Source organism: Actinomyces naeslundii (genome assembly GCF_001956585.1).
In the GTDB taxonomy this organism is placed as follows: Bacteria; Actinomycetota; Actinomycetes; order Actinomycetales; family Actinomycetaceae; genus Actinomyces; species Actinomyces naeslundii.
Genome location: NZ_MSRR01000016.1, coordinates 1 through 18,580, shown reverse-complemented (window position 1 = coordinate 18,580; position 18,580 = coordinate 1). Strand labels below are relative to the sequence as shown.

The following is an 18,580-nucleotide window of genomic DNA, read 5'->3' as shown; positions in this document are numbered from 1 at the left end:
TACCGAACACCAACACCATATTGTAGTATCTCTGCTATATATAGTTGTGCTTCTACTGAGGAGGGTTTGTGTGATGCCTCCAGTCATCACCACGGAGAGCCTTGAGTTCTCCTACGGGGACACCCCGGTGCTGCGCGGACTCGACCTGTCGGTCGAGGCCGGAGAGGTCGTCTGTTTGCTCGGCCCCAACGGTGTGGGCAAGACGACCCTGGTGGAGAACCTGCTGGGCTCGCTGACGCCAACCAGCGGCCGGGTGCGAGTACTCGGCACCGATCCGCACCGGGCGGGCGCCGATTTCTGGTCACGAATCGGGCTGGTGCAGCAGAGCTGGACCGACCACGCCAAGTGGCGGGTGAGGGACCAGCTGGAGTGGATCCGCTCGGTCCAGCTGACGGCGGCGAGCCGGGTGAGCGGCGTCGAAGAGGTGCTCGACGCCGTCGGGCTCAGCGAGAAGGCCGACTCCCGGCTGTCCCGGCTCTCCGGCGGGCAGCGACGCACCATTGACTTCGCGGCCGCCCTCATGGCCGCACCCGAGCTCCTCGTCCTGGACGAGCCGACCACGGGCCTGGACCCGGCCTCGAAGGCGCGCCTGCACGACCTCATCCTGGCCAGGGTCGACGACGACGCCACTATCGTCATGACCACCCATGACCTGGCCGAGGCCGAGCACCTAGCCTCACGCGTGCTCATCATGAACGAGGGACGGATCATCGCCGACGGCACGGTCACCGCGCTGCGCGAGCGCCTTGACCGCGGCGCTGAGATCACCTGGGTCCAGGACGGCACCCGCCACGTCCACTCCACCCACTCCCCCGAGCGCTTCGTCAAGGAGCTCGATCTCGATCACGTCACCGGGCTCACCATCACCCGCCCCACCCTGGAGGAGACCTACCTCTCCCTCGTCAGCAGCAAGGAGCCCCACTCATGAGCACTCGCACCTTTCTGGCAGTTCTACGCGCGGCCCGCCGCCAGGCCGCCCTGGACCTGCGAGCAGGCATTGTCGGGTCGAGCATCGCATTGCTGGCCTCGGTGAGTGCCATCGTGCTGGCCAGCAGGAGCACCCAGGCCGCGACCGAGGCCCACACGGCCTTCGGCCCCATGTTCCTCACCAGCAGCATCGGCACGATCAGCTGCTTCATCACCTTTCAGATCGCCAGCGAGACCTACTCCGACCGCATCGGCGGCGCCCTGCTGCGGGTGCGCGTTCTCCCCCACGGCCCGCTGACGTGGACGATCGGCAAGACGATGTCCTCGCTCACTCAGACCCTCGTGTTCCAGGGCGCCATCCTTCTCGGCGGGGCCCTGTTCGTTGAGACACTTCCCCTGAGCCCACCCCAGATACTGGCCTGCCTGCCACTCATGATGCTGTCGGCCATCGCAACAGCCCCACTGGGCTTCCTCGTGGGCGCCTTCGTCCGAGGCGTCTACAGCTTCATGGTCTCCTATCTGCCCCTCTTCGCCCTCATCGCGACAAGCGGCCTCTTCATGCCCCTGGACCGACTCCCCTCCTGGGTGCAGGCGGTCCAGCTGGCACTGCCCACCTACTGGTCGGGGCACCTGACCCGGTGGACGCTGGTGGGCGATCCCTCGTGGGAGCTGGGCCGGGCCTTCTTCCCGGTGCTCGCCGTCGGGATCCTGGTGACCTGGACAGTCCTCGGCTTCGCAGGGGCCTCGCTCGTCGTGCGGCGCAGCTTCCGCAAGGAGACGATCGGTAGCCTGGCGCGCGTGCAGTCCACCATCCGTTCTCAGACCGGTCTGTGACCATGTCCGACGACGTCGTCCACAACCGGATCGCGGTCCTGCGCGCCGACCGCCGGGTGAGCCGCCGAGAGCTCGCCGAGGCGCTGGGCGTCCACTACCAGACGGTGGGCTACCTCGAGCGCGGGGAGTACGCCCCCTCGCTGCACCTGGCCCTGCGCATCGCCCGTTACTTCGACGTGGCCGTGGAGTCAGTTTTCTCCCTCGAGGAGTTCCCCCGACTGACGTGAGACGCACCCCGCCCTCACGCTCTGACCGGGCCGTCACCCTGAGGTGCTATCGGCCTCGATCCCAGCGATGATCCGATCGAGGCCGTAGTCGAGCTCATACCCTTGTCCATCATCAAGGGCCCCGGCCTTGAGCACCTGCGCCATGGATGTCAGCCCGTCGGCTTCGAGACGGGTCAGGAGCCAGGTCGAGGACGCACTGCGGCGCGTAGTACCGTGCGCCGCAGTCGCCAGGGAGCGCTTCAGCGCGGCGACGGTGCGCACGTGGCCGTCGACGAGCAGCGCCGCATTGAGCCGCTCCTGCAGCTCGAGCCCCGCACCGGCGAGCACCTGGAGGACTGCCTCCATCCATCGCAGACGATGCGGCCCGGTTGGCATGCCGTGGACCGGGGCGTCCAGGAGCCAGGGATGCGCGTCATAGCGGGCGTGTACGGCGAGCGCCCAGCACCGCAGTCCGCCTGACCAGTCCTCGGAGCAACCCGAAAGGACCGGAGGCGGCCCGAAGGCGACATCGACCATGGCGGCGATGACCTCATCGCGGGAGCTGATGTGCCGATACGCCGCCATGGTGCTCACGCTCAGGCGCTGGGCGAGCTTGCGAACCGACACGCCCTCCAGCCCCTCATCGTCTGCGAGCGCGATACCCGCGCGGACGATCTTGCCGACGCCCAGACCTTTGCCCCCCTCCCACTCTTCGGCCGCCTCAGAGGCATCGACTTCCCACAGCCACCGCTCCCACTTGGGCGGGGTGTCCGAATCGGTGTGCATCGTTTTGTCTCCTCGCCATTGCATCGGGGATCGGATTGCGTCGACCACGACACATGCGTACAGTGTACTCACAACCGACGTGTACAGCGTACACACCTTGGAGCCGTGAGAGGACGGGAGCATGACGAACGAGGAACGACCCCAGCACCAGGCCACCGCAAGGTCACGCACCGTTGCCACCACTGTGCTCATGGTGGCGACATTCATGGATCTCATGGACTCAACGATCACCAACGTCGCACTGCCCACGATCGGCAAGGACCTCCATGCGACGCCGGAGCAGCTGGAGTGGACTCTCGCCGGTTACGTCATCGCCTTCGCGACGCTACTCATCACGGGCGGTCGGCTGGGCGATATCTTCGGGCACCGGCGCATCTTCGTGATCGGGATGGTGGGATTCACCCTCGCCTCCCTCGGGGCAGCGCTGTCCCAGACAGGCGACCTGCTCGTTGCGACCCGCGTGATTCAAGGCGCGTTCGCCGGGATCATGGTGCCCCAGGTGCTCTCCAGCGTGCAGGTGATGTTCGCACCGGAGGAGCGCGCTCCTGTCCTGGGCATTATTGGAGCGCTGAGCTCGCTGGGGGCCATCGGGGGACTGATCCTCGGTGGCTGGCTCGTCACGGCCGACCTTCTGGGTATGGGCTGGCGCAGCATCTTCCTCGTGAACGTGCCGGTCGGAATCGTGCTTGTCGCTGCGGCGCTCCTGTTCGTACCGAGGAGTCGTTCGGAGCATCCGCTCAGGCCCGATCTGGTCGGGGTGCTGCTGGGTGGTCTCGGTGTCTTCCTGGTCGTCTTCCCGCTCACCGACGGCCGCGCCGCGGGGTGGGCGTGGTGGATCTGGGCCATGCTGACGACGGCGCCCTTCATCATCGCCGCCTTCGTGTGGCAGCAGAGGCGCATGCTCAAGGCTCACGGATCCCCGCTGCTGCCACTCCCGCTGTTTCGCGACCGAGGCTTTGCGAGCGGACAGCTGGTGCAGGTGCTCTCGTCGATCGGCAACGGCGGGTACGTGCTCATCCTGCTGTACTACGTTCAGAGCGCACTCGGCTTCACCGCATTGGCGGCGGGGCTCACGCTTCTGCCTTTCGCACTGGGCTCCATCGTGGCCACGCCGTTGGCGATCCTCGCGACGAAGCAGATCGGCAAGTGGGCCGTGCTGCTCGGCGGGATGGTGCAAGCGGCTGCACTGACCTGGGTCCTGTGGACGATCTGGACCGCCGGAACGTCCCTGACGGGTTGGGACCTCACCGCCCCGTTGGTACTGACGGGTGCCGGGCTGATGACCTTCATCATGCCGCTGACGAGTATCACGCTTGAGTCGGTGCCCACCCAGGACGCCGGAGCGGCATCCGGCACCCTGACCACCTTCGGTCAGGTCGGTATGGTGCTGGGAGTCGCTCTTGCCGGAACCATGTTCTTCGGGATCCTTCAGGACACGGCCGACGCTCGCGAGGCCGTCACAACCGCCCTGTGGGTACCTATCGTCGCGTACGGAGTCGCCGGCCTCGCCTCAGTGACCATGCCTGGTCACACCAAGACGTCACCGCAGGACGCATGAGCCCTGTCCCCATCCCTTCCTCCCCGGTCCCTTGCAGTATGGAAGCCGGGTGGTGCCCTCCAATCAGGAGGGCACCACCCGGATGATCGGTCCTGTCACTCGGTCCCGCCGGGACGCTACGGCATCGCCCGGCCTACAGGAGGCCTTCAGCCAGGTCCAGCGGGGTGCCGAAACGGTGGTTGGTGACGGCCACCGCCTGCTCGCGCAGGAAGGGCAGCAGCTCGGAGTGCGGGCAGGCCGTCACGGCGCCCGTGTACAGGGCGATGTCGGGGCTCCCACCGGTGACCCGGCTGGCGTGGCTCCAGCGGGCGGCCGAGGTCTCCTCACGCGGGCCGATGACGCGCACGCGCGTACCCAGCCCGCCGGAGGCCGCCAGCTCGGCCAGGCGGGCGTCCCAGGCACCCTGGTCCTCGACCGCCACCTGGACGCCGGCTGCCAGTAACGCGTTCTGCAGCGGCTGGGGCAGACGGTCCGCGACCGACAGGCTGATGAACCCGCCGGCACGCACCCCGGCCGCCATGACGCGAACGACGTCGGCCAGGGCGGTGCCCTGCCCGGCGCGCACGACGACGTCGACCTCCCGGTAGCGCAGGATGTTGCGCTCGCAGGCCAGGCCCGTCACGTCACGGTTGGCACCGTAGGCGGTCCGCCAGGCAGCGGCATCTGCCACCAGGGCGCGGCGCAGCTCGGCCAGGTCGGCGGCGTCCAGCTGACTGCTCACGGCGTCGCACAGGTTCGCCACGCGCGGGTCGAGGGCGGCGGTTCCCTGCTCAACCTTTCCACCCTGACCGCGGGCGGGCTCGACCTCGCCGAGGCCCAGCAGGTAGGAGGGACCACCCGCCTTGGTGGTGGAGCCGATGGCCGAGCGCTTCCAGCCGCCGAAGGGCTGGCGGCGCACGATGGCCCCGGTGATGCCGCGGTTGACGTAGAGGTTTCCTGCCTGAACGCCCTCGAGCCAGATCGCCAGCTCGGTGGCGTCCAGGGTCTGGATCCCGGAGGTGAGCCCGTAGTCGACGGCGTTGACCGCCTCGATGGCCTCCTGAAGCGTGTCCACGCGCATCACCCCGATAACGGGGGCGAAGTACTCGGTGAGGTGGAACTCGCTGCCGGGCACGACCCCGGCGCGGATGCCCGGGGTCCACAGGCCGTCACCGAGGTAGCGGGGCTTGAGGACCCAGTGCTCGCCAGATCCCAGGGTGGTCAGGCCGCGTACGGCCTTCTCGTCGTCGGGCACGACGACGGGCCCCATCTGGGAGTCCAGGGACAGCGGCAGGCGCACCCGCAGGGAGGCGGTCGCATCCACGAGCTGGCGGGCGATGCGCTCGGAGGTGCCGGCCGAGGAGACCAGGACCAGCAGCGAGGAGGCCGAGCACTTCTGGCCGGCGTGGGCGAAGGCCGAGTAGACGGCGTCGCGCACGGCGATGTCGGGATCGGCCGAGGGGGTGACGATGATGGCGTTCTTGCCACTGGTCTCCCCCAGCAGGTGCATATCCGGCTTCCAGGAGCGGAAGAGGCGGGCGGTGTCGTAGGAACCGGTGAGGACCACGCGGTCGACGTCCTTGTGGGTCACGAGGTGGCGTGAGACGTCGCCGTCCTCCAGCGGGGCGAGCACCACGAGGTCCTCGGGGATCCCAGCGTCATGGAAGGCGCGCACGAGCTCGGCCGCGCAGCGCCGGGCCGGCGGAGCGGGCTTGAGGATGACGGCGCTGCCGGCCGCCAGAGCCGCGGCCACGCCCCCGGTGGGGATGGCCAACGGGAAGTTCCAGGGCGAGGCGACCACGGTGACGTCCACCGGGGTGAAGCGGGCCCCGACCATGTGCTCACCATCGTGCAGCAGCAGGGAGGACTCGGCGTAGTGGTGGCAGAAGTCGATGGCCTCGCTGACCTCCGGGTCGGACTGGTCGATGGTCTTGCCGGCCTCGGAGCCGGCGACCTCGATGAGCTCGGCGCGCCGGGCGGCCAGGACGTCGCCGACCCGGTGCAGGGCGGCGGCCCGCTCGGCCGGGTCCAGGGACTGCCAGACGCCGGCGGCCTCGGCCGTGGCGGTCACGAGGGCGTCGACCTCGGCGTTCGTGGCCAGGCGGGCGGCTCCGGCCTCCACCTCGGCCACGCCCCGCGTGGAGTCCGGGATGGCCGCGGCGATGTCCCGGGCCCACTGGCGGTTGGCGGCCAGGGCAGGGTCGGAGTCCGGCTCGGAGACGAAGGGCCTCCTGGAGCGCTCCTCCAGGGTGCCGGTCTCCTCCGGGACACCCGCGTCCCGCTCGGCCAGGCGGTCCTGGCGACGGTTGGGCTCGGGCACCGGGGCGTCCGGGTCGAGGTCGGACAGAGCGGCCAGGAAGCGGTCGCGCTCGCGGCCGAAGACCGCCTCGTCAGCGGCCAGCTCGAAGACGCCGGACATGAAGTTCTCAGGTGCCGCGTTCTCCTCCAGGCGGCGCACCAGGTAGGAGATGGCGACGTCGAACTCGTGGGGGTCGACGACGGGCACGTAGAGCAGCAGGTGGCCGGTGTCTCGGCGCACGACCTCCTGCAGACCGGTGGCCATCCCGGAGAGCATCTCGAACTCGACGCCGTCCTCGACGCCGCGAGCGGCGCGCAGCTCGTAGGCGAAGGCGATGTCGAACAGGTTCTGGCCCGCCACACCCAGGCGGATCGCGCGGGTGCGCTCCGGGGTCATCGCCCAGGAGAGCATGCGCTTGTAGTTGGTGTCGGTGGCCTGCTTGGAGGGCCAGGTGGTCAGCTCCCAGCCGTGGATCTCGGCGTCGACCTTCTCCATGGACAGGTTGGCGCCCTTGACGACACGGACCTTGATGCGCGAGCCGCCCGCAGCCACGCGGCGGGAGGCCCACTCCTGGAGGCGCTGCATGGCACCCAGGGAGTCGGGCAGGTAGGCCTGCAGGACGATGCCGGCCTCGTAGCCGTACATGTCCTCCTGGTCCAGGATCGCGGTGAAGACGGCGATCGTCAGGTCCAGGTCCTTGTAGTCCTCCATGTCCAGGTTGAGGAAGGTGCCGTTGTCGCGGGCCAGGCGGTAGAGGGGCAGGAGGGCCTGGACGCCGTGGGCAACGACCTCATCGAAGCCCCAGGGGTTGTGCGGGCCCGTCACGGCGGAGACCTTGACCGAGACGTAGTCGACGTCCTCGCGGGTCACCAGGCGGGAGACCTCGGCCAGGCGCCGAGCGGCCTCCTTCTCCCCCAGGACAGCCTCGCCCAGGAGATTGACGTTGAGGCGGTTGCCGCCCTTGCGCAGGCGGGCGAGCGCCGGGCCGAGGCTCTTGTCGGTGGCGTCGACGACGAGGTCGCCGACGATCTCACGGAAGACCCGCCGGGCCACGGCGGTCACGGTGCGCGGGGCGAGGCGGGAGGCGGCCGATCCCAGCCCCATGGCACCGGCCAGGGCGGGAGGCAGGAAGTCGGTGCGGCCCGAGGACAGGCGCTTGAGGGCGTCACCGGCGACGTCGAGGTCCGTGGGGCGCACGACGTCGTCGACGAAGCGCGTGGTGAAGGTCAGGCCGTCGGGGTCGGCGAGGATCCGGGACAGCAGCTTGGCCGAGCGCGGTACCGGCTCGGATGCCGACTCGTCAGCCCACCGGCGCGCTCGGGCGACGGCCTTCTCCCCTAGCGCCCACAGGTCATCGGGGCAACGGCGCCCTGCATTACCTGCGTTGGTGCGGGGCTGGCTGGGAACGACACTGTTCGTCATGCGTGGGCCTCCAGGCTCGGCTTGTGTGAGACACACATAGTGTGCGATACAACACCCCTGAAGCGCGACCGTTTCGCTGCACGAGTCCCCGGCGTTTCGCAAGACACCTTGGTCCTAGGCATCCCCTAGTGCCGGCCCCGCCGGCCCCGTACCCTTCCCGGGCCTTGTCCCGGCCCTCATCGGATCGGGAAGGAGAGGCTAGAAACCGAGGCGGGCCAGGGCCTTGGGGTCGGACTGCCAGTCCTTGGCGGTGCGCACGTGCAGGTCGAGGTAGACCTTGCGCCCCAGCAGCTTCTCGATGCCCTTGCGGGCGTTGACGCCCACTTCCTTGAGGCGCCGTCCACCCCTGCCGATGATGATGGCCTTCTGGGAGTCGCGTTCGACGACGAGGCTCACACGTACCTGGAGGCGGCCTCCGACGCCCTTGATGCGGCCGACCTCGCGCTCGTCGTCGGGGTCGGCGATCTCGTCGACGACGACGGCCAGGGAGTGGGGCAGCTCGTCGCGCACGCCCTCCAGGGCGGCCTCGCGCACGAGCTCGGCGATCATGACCTGCTGGGGCTCGTCGGTGATCTCGCCGGTGGGATACAGCGGAGGGGACAGCGGCATGTACTTGAGCAGAACCTCCTCCAGGACGTCGATCTGCTCGTTGCGCTGGGCTGAGACTGGGACGATGTCGGCCCACTCCCCCAGCTCGCTGACGGCCAGGAGCTGGGCGGCCAGGGCCTCGCGGGTGACGGTGTCGGCCTTGGTGACCACGGCGACCACGGGGGTGCGCAGCTCGGCGAGGTCGCGGGTGATGAAGCGGTCGCCCGGGCCGATCTTCTCGTTGGCGGGGATGCAGAAGACGACGACGTCGACGTCGGTGAGGGTCTCGCGCACCAGGTCGTTGAGGCGCTTGCCCAGCAGGGTGCGGGGACGGTGGAGGCCGGGGGTGTCGACCAGGACGATCTGCGCCTTCTCCTTGTGGATGACGCCGCGCACGTTGTGGCGGGTGGTCTGGGGGCGCCCGGAGGTAATGGCGATCTTGGTGCCGACCATGGCGTTGGTGAGGGTGGACTTGCCGGCATTGGGGCGGCCCACGATGCAGGCGAAGCCGGCGCGGAAGTCCTCGGGGAAGTCGGGGACGACAATCTCGACGCGGGTCGAATCCGCAGAGTCGGCGGCCTCATCCTCGTCGTCCTCCTCGCCCAGGATCGGGAAGCCGTCTGCGTCCAGCCGGGCCGTGACGTCGGAATCGTCGATCTCGTCTCCGGTCTCGTCCTCATCGTCAGGATCGGTGAGGGGGTTGGGGCCGTCCATGAGCTCGGCGTCGGAGGGAAAACGGAAGCCGGCTGGGGCGGAGCCGGGTTCGGGCATCTCGAGGGGCTCGGTCGAGAGCGCCTGGGCTGCCTCCTCAGGGGCTTGGGGCTGGTCGTCCTGGGCGGGCTCGACGGAGTTGTCGGAGCGGTCTGCGGTGTCAGTCATCGGTGTCCTCTTCGGGGGCGGGTGTGCGGGAGGCGAGAATGGTGGAGACCTGGCGGCGGCGGCCGGCGGCCTCCTCGGCCTGGAGGTGGACGCCCTGGGTGTCTCCGGCGGCTCCGGGCAGGGGGACGCGGCCGATGGCCTTGGTGAGCAGGCCGCCGGCGGTGTCGACGTCGTCGTCGTCGATCTCAAGGTCGAAGAGCTCGCCGAGCTCGTCCAGAGCGAGCCGGGCGGGGACGCGGTAGGTGCCGGGGGCGACCTCGACGACCTCGGGCAGCTCGGGGTCGTGCTCGTCGGTGAGCTCGCCGACGACCTCCTCCAGGAGGTCCTCCATGGTGACGAGGCCTGCGGTGCCGCCGTACTCGTCGACGGCCAGGGCCATGTGGAAGCGACCGGTCTGCATCTCGCGCAGGAGGTCGTCGGCGGGTTTCATCTCGGGGACGTACTCGGCCTCCCGGACGAATCCGGCCACGGCCAGCTCCTCGTGCTCGGGGTGGGCGGCCAGGCGGCGCAGGACGTCCTTGAGGTAGAGGATGCCGCGCACGTCGTCGGCGTCCTCCCCGATGACGGGCACGCGTGAGTAGCCGGAGCGGATGAACAGGCGCATGGCGGCGGAGGCGGGCTTGTGGGCGTCGATGGTGACCATGTCGGTGCGTGGGACCATGACCTCGCGCACGAGGGTCTGGCCGAGCTCGACGACCGAGCGCATCATCTCACGGTCCTCGTCCTCGATGGTGTCGGTCTCGCCGATCTCGTCGATCATCTCGCGCAGGTCCTCGTTGACGGCCTCGCGGGTCTCGGCGTCGGTGGGGGCGGCCTCGGTACGGCGGGTGCGCGAGAGGAGGCGGCGCTGCGGGGCGCCCAGGACGTCGACCCAGGTGAGCAGACCACCCAGGGCCAGGAGGGTGCCGGCAGGATTACGCCGGCCGTAGGTGCGCGGGGAGAAGCCGACGACGACTCCCAGCAGGATGATGTTGGCCAGCAGGGCCAGGGCCAGGACCTGCCACCAGGCGCGCACGAGCCCGGAGGCGGCCAGGGTGATGAGGACGGCGGCGAGCATGTCGACAGCGACGCGGGCGACGCTGAGAGCGCCCAGGACGCGGGGGCGGTGCTCGGCGAGGCGGCGGACCCTGGCGGCGCCGCGGCGGCCCTCCTCGACGAGGTCGTCGGCGGCGGCCCGGGTGAAGCGCAGCAGGGCGGACTCTCCGGCCGAGAGCAGGGCGCCCAGAGCCAGGACGATGACCGCGCAGGCGATGAGCGCGGCGGTGGGGATACCGGTCACGCGGGTCTCACTTGCCGCGCTCGGCCAGGAAGGTCAGCAGGAGGCGGCGCTGGAGGTCGAACATCTCCTTCTTCTCCTCGGGCTCGGCGTGGTCGTAGCCCAGGAGGTGGAGGATGCCGTGGACGGTGAGCAGGAGCATCTCCTCGGCCGCCGAGTGCCCGGCGGCCAGGGCCTGCTTGGCGGCGACCTGAGGACACAGGACGATGTCGCCCAGGGTCCCGGCGGGGGTGGGCGAGTCGGCAGAGCCGGGGCGCAGCTCGTCCATGGGGAAGCTCATGACGTCGGTGGGGCCGGGCAGGTCGAGCCAGCGCACGTGGAGCTCTTCCATGGGCTCGGGGTCAATGAACATGATGTTGAGCTCAGCGGCGGGGCTGACGTGCATGGCGGTCAGGACGTGGTCGGCGAGGTCCGCGAACTCGGCGGCGTCGATGACGGTGGTGGTCTCGTTGATGACCTCAGTGGTCATGCGGGTTCCTCTCCGAGTAAGGCCGGGCGGGGCGGTTGCTGCTCCCCCGACGGTACTGGCTGTTGCGGCCGCTACGGCCAGGCGGTCCGGCGGGTCGGGCGGCGGCGTCCTGGGCGGCGACCTCGGCGTCGTGGCGGGCGTAGGCCTCGATGATGCGGCCCACGAGGCGGTGACGCACGACGTCGGCCGACCCGAGCTCGCAGAAGCTGATGCCCTCGACGCCGGCGAGGATCCTGCGCACGACGATGAGGCCGGACTCGCGCCCGCCGGGCAGATCGACCTGGGAGATGTCTCCGGTGACAACCATGCGCGAGCCGAAGCCGAGGCGGGTGAGGAACATCTTCATCTGCTCAGGGCTGGTGTTCTGGGCCTCGTCGAGGATGACGAAGGCGTCGTTAAGGGTGCGTCCGCGCATGTAGGCCAGGGGCGCGACCTCGATGGTGCCGGCGGCCATGAGGCGGGGCAGGGCCTCGGGCTCGAGCATGTCGTGGAGGGCGTCGTAGAGGGGGCGTAGGTAGGGGTCGATCTTGTCGGTGAGGCTGCCGGGCAGGAAGCCGAGGTTCTCGCCGGCCTCGACGGCGGGGCGGGTGAGGATGATGCGTGAGACGCGCTTGCGGGCCAGGGCGTCGACGGCCTTGGCCATGGCCAGGTAGGTCTTGCCGGTGCCGGCGGGGCCGATGCCGAAGGTGATGGTGGATTCCTCGATGGCGTCGGTGTAGGCCTTCTGGCCGAGGGACTTGGGGCGGATGGTGCGGCCGTGGGAGGTGAGGATGTCGTCGGTGAGGACCTCGGTGGGACGGGTGGAGGTCTCCAGCAGGCCGACGGCGCGTTCGACGGCGTCCGCGGTCAGGGGCGTGCCGGTACGGGCGACGTCGATGAGCTCGGAGAGCAGGACGACGACGGTGTCGACGCGGGCGGCGGGGCCAGAGACGGTGACGGTGGTGCCACGCACGTGGATGTCGACGTCGGTGAAGCCCTTCTCGATGGCCCGCAGGACCTCGTCCCGGGCGCCCAGGAGGGTCACCGGGGCGACGTCCTCGGGCAGGGTGAGGGTGCGGACCACGGTGGAGTCGGGGGCGGTGGACTCCGGATGAGTGGTGGCCGAGTTGACTGATGAGACGGTCGGGGCTGCGGAACCTGCCGGGATTGAGGAGCTGGCGGTTGAGGAGGTCATCGCCGGCGAACCGGCTGCTGCGGTGGGCGGTGTCGTCATCACTGTCGATCCTAGATGATTGGCCCCAGAGACGCCGAGGGCACGTCACCCTGGGCCGCGCGCACTCTCGCGCACTCTGCAGCCACATCATGACGTCCTAATCGTCATCCGGACCTGCTGGGCCTCTCAACATTCTTCCGGTACGTCACATCTGATCCCGACTCTCCATCTCGGATCGGCTAGTGTTGTTGCAGTCGGCCCAGGGCCCCGAATCGCGGGCGGTACCCGCACCAGTAATGTCTTTCGAGGATTCGTATGACTGACTACCTCACCCTTGGAAATGACGGCCGACTCGTAGACCGCGAAGGCAAGACTCTGGAGCTCAAGCGGGATCTCAGCTCACCCACCGGGCCACTGCGCACCATCACGGCCTTCGCGAACTCCGCGGGTGGTCGCCTCGTCATCGGGATCGCGGATGATGGCACCGTGGTCGGTGTTGAGGACCCACTCGCCGAGGAGGAGCGCGTCGCCAGTCTCATCGATGACTGGATCTCGCCCCAGCTGGTTCCCGCCATCGACCTTGTCACGCTCGGCGGCAATACTGTTCTCGTCGTCGATGTTCCTCTGAGCACCCGACGCCCCCACTACATCACTCGGCTGGGGCCAGAAGCGGGCGTCTACGTGCGTCTCGGTTCCTCCACTCGCCAGGCCGATCCGGCGCTGGTCGCCGAGCTCGAACGCAACGCTCACGGCATCGCTTTTGAGAACCTGCCCGAGCCACGCGCCACCCTGACTGACCTGGATCTGAGCGCTCTGGCCGAGCTGCGCGGCCGCACCACCGACACGGATGATCTGCTGGCACTCGGTCTTGCAGTGAGACAAGGCGATCAGATCATTCCGGCCTACGCAGGGATTCTCGCTGCGTGCCCCGACCCCACGCGTTTCCTGCCCTCCGCCTGGGTTCAGTGCGGCCGGTTGCGCGGCCCCCAGGGCACGGACATCTTCGACCAGGTTGAGATCCACGGACCGATGCCGTTGGCCGTTGACCAGGCCGTGGAGTTCCTGCTGAAGCACGCTTACAAGACCGCCGTCTTCGGAGAAGTGCGCCGCCGCGATGTCTACTCCATCCCCATCGAGCCGATCCGCGAGGTCATCGTCAACGCCCTCGTTCACGCCTCCTACGCCGAGAGCAGTACCCCGATCCGCATCGGTTTCTACGACGACCGGATCCAGATCGACAGCCCCGGGCTACTCCTCCCCGGCATGACCGTCGACACCATGCGGCGGGTGTCCCGACTGCGTAACCCCGCACTGGCGCGCATCTTCCGCGAAGCCGGGATCATGGAGCAGTGGGGTACGGGCATCCAGCGCGTCTTCGAGCAGGTGGCCCAGGCCGGCTTGCCCGAGCCCACCATCGAGGAGGTCATCGACCGCGTGCGGGTCACGATCCACGTGCTCAGCCACAACCCTGCCGATGCCGGAGAACACGGTGAGTCACCAAGTCGAAGCACTAAGTCACCAAGTCGGAGTAGCCAGTCACTAAGTCGAGGCACTAAGTCGGAGCACCAAGACGGAGCACCAAGGCACCAAGTCGAGGCACTAAGTCAGGACACCAAGGCACTAAGTCGAGGCACTAAGTCGGAGCACCAAGACGGAGTGCCAAGCACACCGACTACCGCTCTGACGCCGGACGAGTTGACTGTTCTCCATCAGATGGAGACAGCGACAGCAAGCAGGGCAGAGATCATGAACGCGCTGGGCATTACGAACCAGACGCGCGCATTCCAGCGCCATGTCGAACCGTTGATCGAGGCCGGACTCGTCGAACGAACGATCCCCGACAAGCCCACGAGCCGCCTTCAGCGCTACCGAATCACCGACGCCGGACGCACCTATCTCCACAGACTCTCCGGAGACGTCAAATGAGCATCAATCTCCGATGGAGACAGTTCGCGTCATGGCGTCGCAAAAATGGGTTGTTCTGCGCTATTGTCTCCTGGATCATTATAGCCATCATTGCCTACACACTACTGAGCGCAATATGGGGATATGGACACGGATGGAGCCGCATTCTCGCAGGATGGCACATTGGCGCGACCCACGATCCTTTGGAACGCATCAAAGTCACTTTGACGGCTTTGGGCGGCGTCGGCGCCGTTGGCTACCTAGTCATCAAGTACCGTGAACGCGCAGCGCTTGAGCGCGGGGAGGCAGATGAAAAGCTTGTTCGTGCAGTCCAGCAGCTGGGCGACGCCTCACCACAGGTGCGCATCGCTGGAGTTTACGCACTGGCTGACGTGGCCGACACCTACGAGGGCCCCTACCATCAACGTGTCGTCGATATTCTCTGCGGATACCTGCGTACCGACCGACTTCTCAAGGACGCAAACGGAGACACGCGGTACGCTACCAACGACGATGGAACCCCTAACTATGACCAGCCCCTCAGCGCAGACGGAGCCGTCGAATCTACGATTCTCTCGGTACTGGACAGCCATCTCAAAACGGTTTCCGAGAATGACACCAAAGAGAACGCCAGCCCTGGCCCATGGAGTCACTGCACCCTCAATCTTCATGGAGCCACCCTAACAGAATCGATTCAATTTACAGGATCACACATTGGAGCATTTAATGTGCAAGACATCAAATTCGCAGGACATATTTCTTTTCAGGATTCCGTTTTCGCAAATTGCGCAATTTTCATAAATTCTATTTTTACTCAAGGCGTCAACTTTGGTAATGTTAGATTTGATCGACAGGCAATTTTTAGTGATGCGACACTTAAAAAGAAAGTCAACTTCACCGGTACTCGTTTTTCGGACGTTTACTTCGATGGATCCACATTTGAAAATAAAATCTCTTTCACCCTCGCCACATTCACAGCCAACGTCACTTTCGAAGCCATTAATTGTGAGAAAGAAATTCAATTTAGAGGTGTCACCTTTCCAGGGTATGTTAATTTAAAGAGGGCAACCTTTCGTCAGTTTGCCGATTTTACAGGCGTTACATTTGGTGGAGAAACTATTTTAGAATACGCAAAATTCAAACATGGTGTCCTTTTTTTGGGCGCCATTTTTGTGCACGACACCATATTTTCAAATGCAGAATTTAATAATTCTACCGACTTTACGGGAACCATCTTTAAGCAGCGCAGTAATTTCACTGGCGTTACCTTCAATGGCGACACTTCTATGTGGGGCGTCACATTCGCACATGAATCTATATTTCATAAAGTCACATTCAAGTACAGTGTCAGTTTTAGGAGAGCCACGTTTCCTCGTGGCGCAAATTTTATGGGATCTTTTTTCTTAAACGACGTTGATTTTTGGGAAACCAAACTAGAAAGTAACTCTAAGCACAATGAAGTCGATCATTTCCTGAATGCCAACTTCAATCCTAGCCCAGACGTAAGTTTATTTTTTCCCGAAAGCATAAAAGTGAACAACGAAGGACTCCCTGAAGGAGCAAAGTGGATCACTTTCGACATCATAGACAATCCAGCACCATCAAGTAATCGGCATTACGAAATTCCCGTCGACGAGCAGGTTCAGCGAGATGAGATACCTCCTACCGACAATTTCCCGAAGAACGGAAGCTGAGAAGAGAACAGTTACGAGCACGCCTCAACTCGTCGATGGGGACGACCACACTGGAGACCTCCTAGCGCTTGGTACTAACGGAGCCAGGAGGAGGCGCACATCGCAGTCCCGGAAGCCAGGACGCAGCCAAAAACTCCCCACGTGGAACAGTACAGACCTCGTTGACCTTCCCAGTAGGGGCGACCAAACTCCCAAAATGTCTCCATTAGTTTGTCAAAGTATTACGCGGATGCTTGCCAATGTATCCAATAACGATCTTACCAAGTTGCTGAACACAGTCTCGAAAGTAGATTCGAGGACTCACCGTACCCTTCGTTTGGATAACAATATGAGAGTACATTACTGCTTTTCCCGAAGGATCCACCTCCTTTGGCACATTAAAAATGCGCTCTGCAGAGTACTTCCTAGAACCCTTTACAATGTCTGATTCATTAGAGCGATAGCGACCGGACGATATAGCCCATGCCCCACCATAACCACCTTCAAGATACTCACGTAATCCACCAATAAATCTACTTCCTTTTTCTGATCGACGGAATTCACAATAGTCATCGAGCATGGCAAGGCTTTGCCAAGTCTGAGATAACCAGGCGCCGCTCTCGTCCCGTTCTGCGATATACATCATCTTCTTCCAGTCACAAGTAAATACCAAGTTCGGAAATTTGTCTTTACCGAACAATTCAATCTCTTCCCACTGTCCCAGTTCCTGCACGTAACGGCATTCTGGAGCGCCACGGGAACTACTGACATCTATACCATTCTCGATCAGCAACCGACGAGCTTCATCTAATTGGTAGGTGAGTGAACGGACCTTATCCGAGGAAGTTCGAGCCTCCTCATCCTTAATTAGCCATTCAAATTGTTGGTTCTCTATTTCTTCTTTGTGTCGAGACTCCATTTCTTGAACTATTTCATTATGATCGACAATGTTGTCGTCGATGGTTTGTTCAAGTCTTTGGATTGACGAGTTAGCGCGTTGCAGCGATTCCCTTAGCAGTGCGTCCGCAGCTTGAAGCCGATCTCGTTCAGCCCGCAGTTCAGCATTTTCGTTAAGCAAGTCAACTAGTTGCTCACCGTTGACTGTTTCCGTAACAGAATCTTGGAGTTCATTCCGAACATGATTTCGTTTTTCAATCGAGGTTACTTTAGCCTGCTCTCCAATGGGAATGGTTTGTAACACAATAGTTTCGGATCCAGGCGTTACAGGGGCCGCGGGAAGCTCGACAGCGTTGTTTCCCGGGTGAGTTGCACGATCAAGTTCTCGCGCAGTCACTGCATCGAGACGCCGCAAAAATTTTCCGATAGGCTGAGTATTGGCGTGTTCTCGACAGAGGCGACCATACATGCGACTAAGGTAAGGAGCGGTAGATTGTATAAGTCTTTGCGCAGACAGCACACGGTGCCTCAACCCATCTTGAGGGTCTGTAGGGTCAATCGGCGGCCTGAAAGTTCTTGGGGAGTATGGAGAGATTTGATGTCCGTTCGACACACTGGCATTGAATTCTTCAGTGGACGTCTTATCGAGCACATATACGGATGCTTGCCCAATCGTCTGCACCGTTAACTCAGTCATAATTTTTTGCCAGTACGTAGGATCAACCGTGCCATCCTCAGCACAGATAATGACAAGGGAACGCCTACGAGAATCAGCCATCCCCTCGATCAAGGAATTTACTCCCTCACCTCCGCGTAGATATGCAGGTTTAGCCCCCATAACTAAGCCGTGCTCACTACAGGAGTATGCCTCGAGGACACGCTGAACGAGCTTAGGTCTCGCAGTCCAGTGCGGTTTTCCTTCATTTTTCGGATCTGGCGGTGAGTCGATCTCGATGGCGACTGTGGGCTTAGCTCGGTCATCAGTGAAATCAAAACCGACGAGCAGTGAGGTAACCCATTGCTCGTCACCTCTCGGCGCATCAAAGTAAATTAGTTTGGCGTAGTCAACTCCTGCACCCGTTCGGCTGCGGGTATAAATTGCCCGATCACCTCCCGGAAACCTCTGCTCATGAAGCGGTTCCAGATCTTCAACGCTTTTAACCCCCTTCTGACTCCGCATCCAGGCGAACCCTTCACCGAGGAGCACATCGACGGCCTTCTCACGATCCAAACCGAGCTGCGGATCTAGTTCTACAGAGAAACTGCTGCGATAGCCGAGCATGGCGGTGTCCTTCATTGGAGCAGATAATGGTGCAGGAAGATGTTACGCCCCGTTGTTGGCTACAGCCACCCTTGGAATGTATCCGCCCCATTTACAATCATTTAATTATAAGGTAAGTTGTTGACAGCGTTGCTTCCCCTAGAATGCGCTTTGACATGTCGTGCATCTCGATCCTAACTTTCATTGGTTGGTTGAGTGGGGTTTGGCGGCGTCGTTGCCGGTGTCGTGGGTGAGATTATGCCGGTTGGGTGTGACGGCTTGCCGCGTGTCGCCTCGCGGTGGTCGGGCCTTTCCGGGGGCCAGAGGGTTCTTCCTTCAGGGGCGTGGTGGACAGGAGGCAGGAGCCGTGTGTCTACGGAGCCGGTAGGGCCTAGAGGTGCCCGAAGCCGTCAAGCCGAAGGCTGGTCCAGGGGTGGTCGGCCTTGTAGCGCAGGACGGTACGGCGGG

The 18,580-nt window shown here is 64.3% G+C and carries 13 protein-coding genes; 6 read left to right on the top strand and 7 right to left on the bottom strand.

Features of this window, described 5'->3' with window-relative positions:
* Positions 1 to 73: 73 nt before the first annotated feature.
* Genes BKH33_RS08165 through BKH33_RS08155 form a run of 3 tightly spaced genes read left to right on the top strand, consistent with a single transcriptional unit; the run spans position 74 to position 1,988 of the window.
* Positions 74 to 928: an ABC transporter ATP-binding protein gene (locus BKH33_RS08165; RefSeq protein WP_043538686.1), complete on the top strand. Its 855-nt coding sequence runs from the start codon at positions 74 to 76 to the stop codon at positions 926 to 928.
* Positions 925 to 1,761, top strand: coding sequence for an ABC transporter permease (locus BKH33_RS08160; RefSeq protein ID WP_076142689.1), 837 nt, complete (start codon positions 925 to 927; stop codon positions 1,759 to 1,761). Before BKH33_RS08165 ends, BKH33_RS08160 begins: the two co-directional genes overlap by 4 nt.
* Before the next feature lie 2 nt (positions 1,762 to 1,763).
* Positions 1,764 to 1,988, top strand: coding sequence for a helix-turn-helix transcriptional regulator (locus BKH33_RS08155; RefSeq protein WP_009397847.1), 225 nt, complete (start codon positions 1,764 to 1,766; stop codon positions 1,986 to 1,988).
* A gap of 33 nt (positions 1,989 to 2,021) precedes the next feature.
* On the opposite strand, the gene BKH33_RS08150 is transcribed toward BKH33_RS08155, so the two are convergent.
* Positions 2,022 to 2,753, bottom strand: coding sequence for a TetR/AcrR family transcriptional regulator (locus BKH33_RS08150; protein ID WP_003780470.1), 732 nt, complete (start codon positions 2,751 to 2,753; stop codon positions 2,022 to 2,024).
* A 121-nt stretch (positions 2,754 to 2,874) separates the two neighbouring features.
* Between BKH33_RS08150 and BKH33_RS08145 the strand changes: the two genes are divergently transcribed.
* Positions 2,875 to 4,311: an MFS transporter gene (locus BKH33_RS08145; protein WP_003780478.1), complete on the top strand. Its 1,437-nt coding sequence runs from the start codon at positions 2,875 to 2,877 to the stop codon at positions 4,309 to 4,311.
* A gap of 133 nt (positions 4,312 to 4,444) precedes the next feature.
* Here the strand turns inward: BKH33_RS08145 and BKH33_RS08140 are convergent, their stop codons facing one another.
* The 5 genes from BKH33_RS08140 to BKH33_RS08120 all read right to left on the bottom strand — a co-directional run bounded on the left by BKH33_RS08140 (position 4,445) and on the right by BKH33_RS08120 (position 12,436).
* On the bottom strand, positions 4,445 to 8,011 hold the full coding sequence (locus BKH33_RS08140; protein ID WP_076142688.1) for a bifunctional proline dehydrogenase/L-glutamate gamma-semialdehyde dehydrogenase: 3,567 nt from the start codon (positions 8,009 to 8,011) through the stop codon (positions 4,445 to 4,447).
* A 198-nt stretch (positions 8,012 to 8,209) separates the two neighbouring features.
* Positions 8,210 to 9,478, bottom strand: a complete 1,269-nt coding sequence (era, locus tag BKH33_RS08135) for a GTPase Era (protein ID WP_003783991.1) — start codon at positions 9,476 to 9,478, stop codon at positions 8,210 to 8,212.
* On the bottom strand, positions 9,471 to 10,757 hold the full coding sequence (locus BKH33_RS08130; protein WP_003784012.1) for a hemolysin family protein: 1,287 nt from the start codon (positions 10,755 to 10,757) through the stop codon (positions 9,471 to 9,473). The genes era and BKH33_RS08130 overlap by 8 nt, the downstream gene beginning before the upstream one ends.
* A 7-nt stretch (positions 10,758 to 10,764) precedes the next feature.
* Complete coding sequence (gene ybeY / locus BKH33_RS08125) at positions 10,765 to 11,223, bottom strand: rRNA maturation RNase YbeY (RefSeq protein WP_003784018.1); 459 nt, start codon at positions 11,221 to 11,223, stop codon at positions 10,765 to 10,767.
* On the bottom strand, positions 11,213 to 12,436 hold the full coding sequence (locus BKH33_RS08120; protein WP_373692702.1) for a PhoH family protein: 1,224 nt from the start codon (positions 12,434 to 12,436) through the stop codon (positions 11,213 to 11,215). Before BKH33_RS08120 ends, ybeY begins: the two co-directional genes overlap by 11 nt.
* Positions 12,437 to 12,691: 255 nt before the next feature.
* On the opposite strand from BKH33_RS08120, the gene BKH33_RS08115 reads away from it, so the two are divergent.
* Both BKH33_RS08115 and BKH33_RS13430 read left to right on the top strand, forming a co-directional pair.
* Entirely contained in the window at positions 12,692 to 14,302 is a 1,611-nt protein-coding gene (locus tag BKH33_RS08115) for an AlbA family DNA-binding domain-containing protein (protein WP_003784016.1), read from the top strand.
* A complete protein-coding gene (locus BKH33_RS13430; protein WP_081395427.1) occupies positions 14,299 to 15,975 on the top strand; it encodes a pentapeptide repeat-containing protein in 1,677 nt (558 codons plus the stop codon). The genes BKH33_RS08115 and BKH33_RS13430 overlap by 4 nt, the downstream gene beginning before the upstream one ends.
* A 205-nt stretch (positions 15,976 to 16,180) precedes the next feature.
* Here BKH33_RS13430 and BKH33_RS13670 read toward each other — a convergent pair whose 3' ends face one another.
* Positions 16,181 to 18,148: a hypothetical protein gene (locus BKH33_RS13670; RefSeq protein ID WP_143229062.1), complete on the bottom strand. Its 1,968-nt coding sequence runs from the start codon at positions 18,146 to 18,148 to the stop codon at positions 16,181 to 16,183.
* Positions 18,149 to 18,580: the final 432 nt, after the last annotated feature.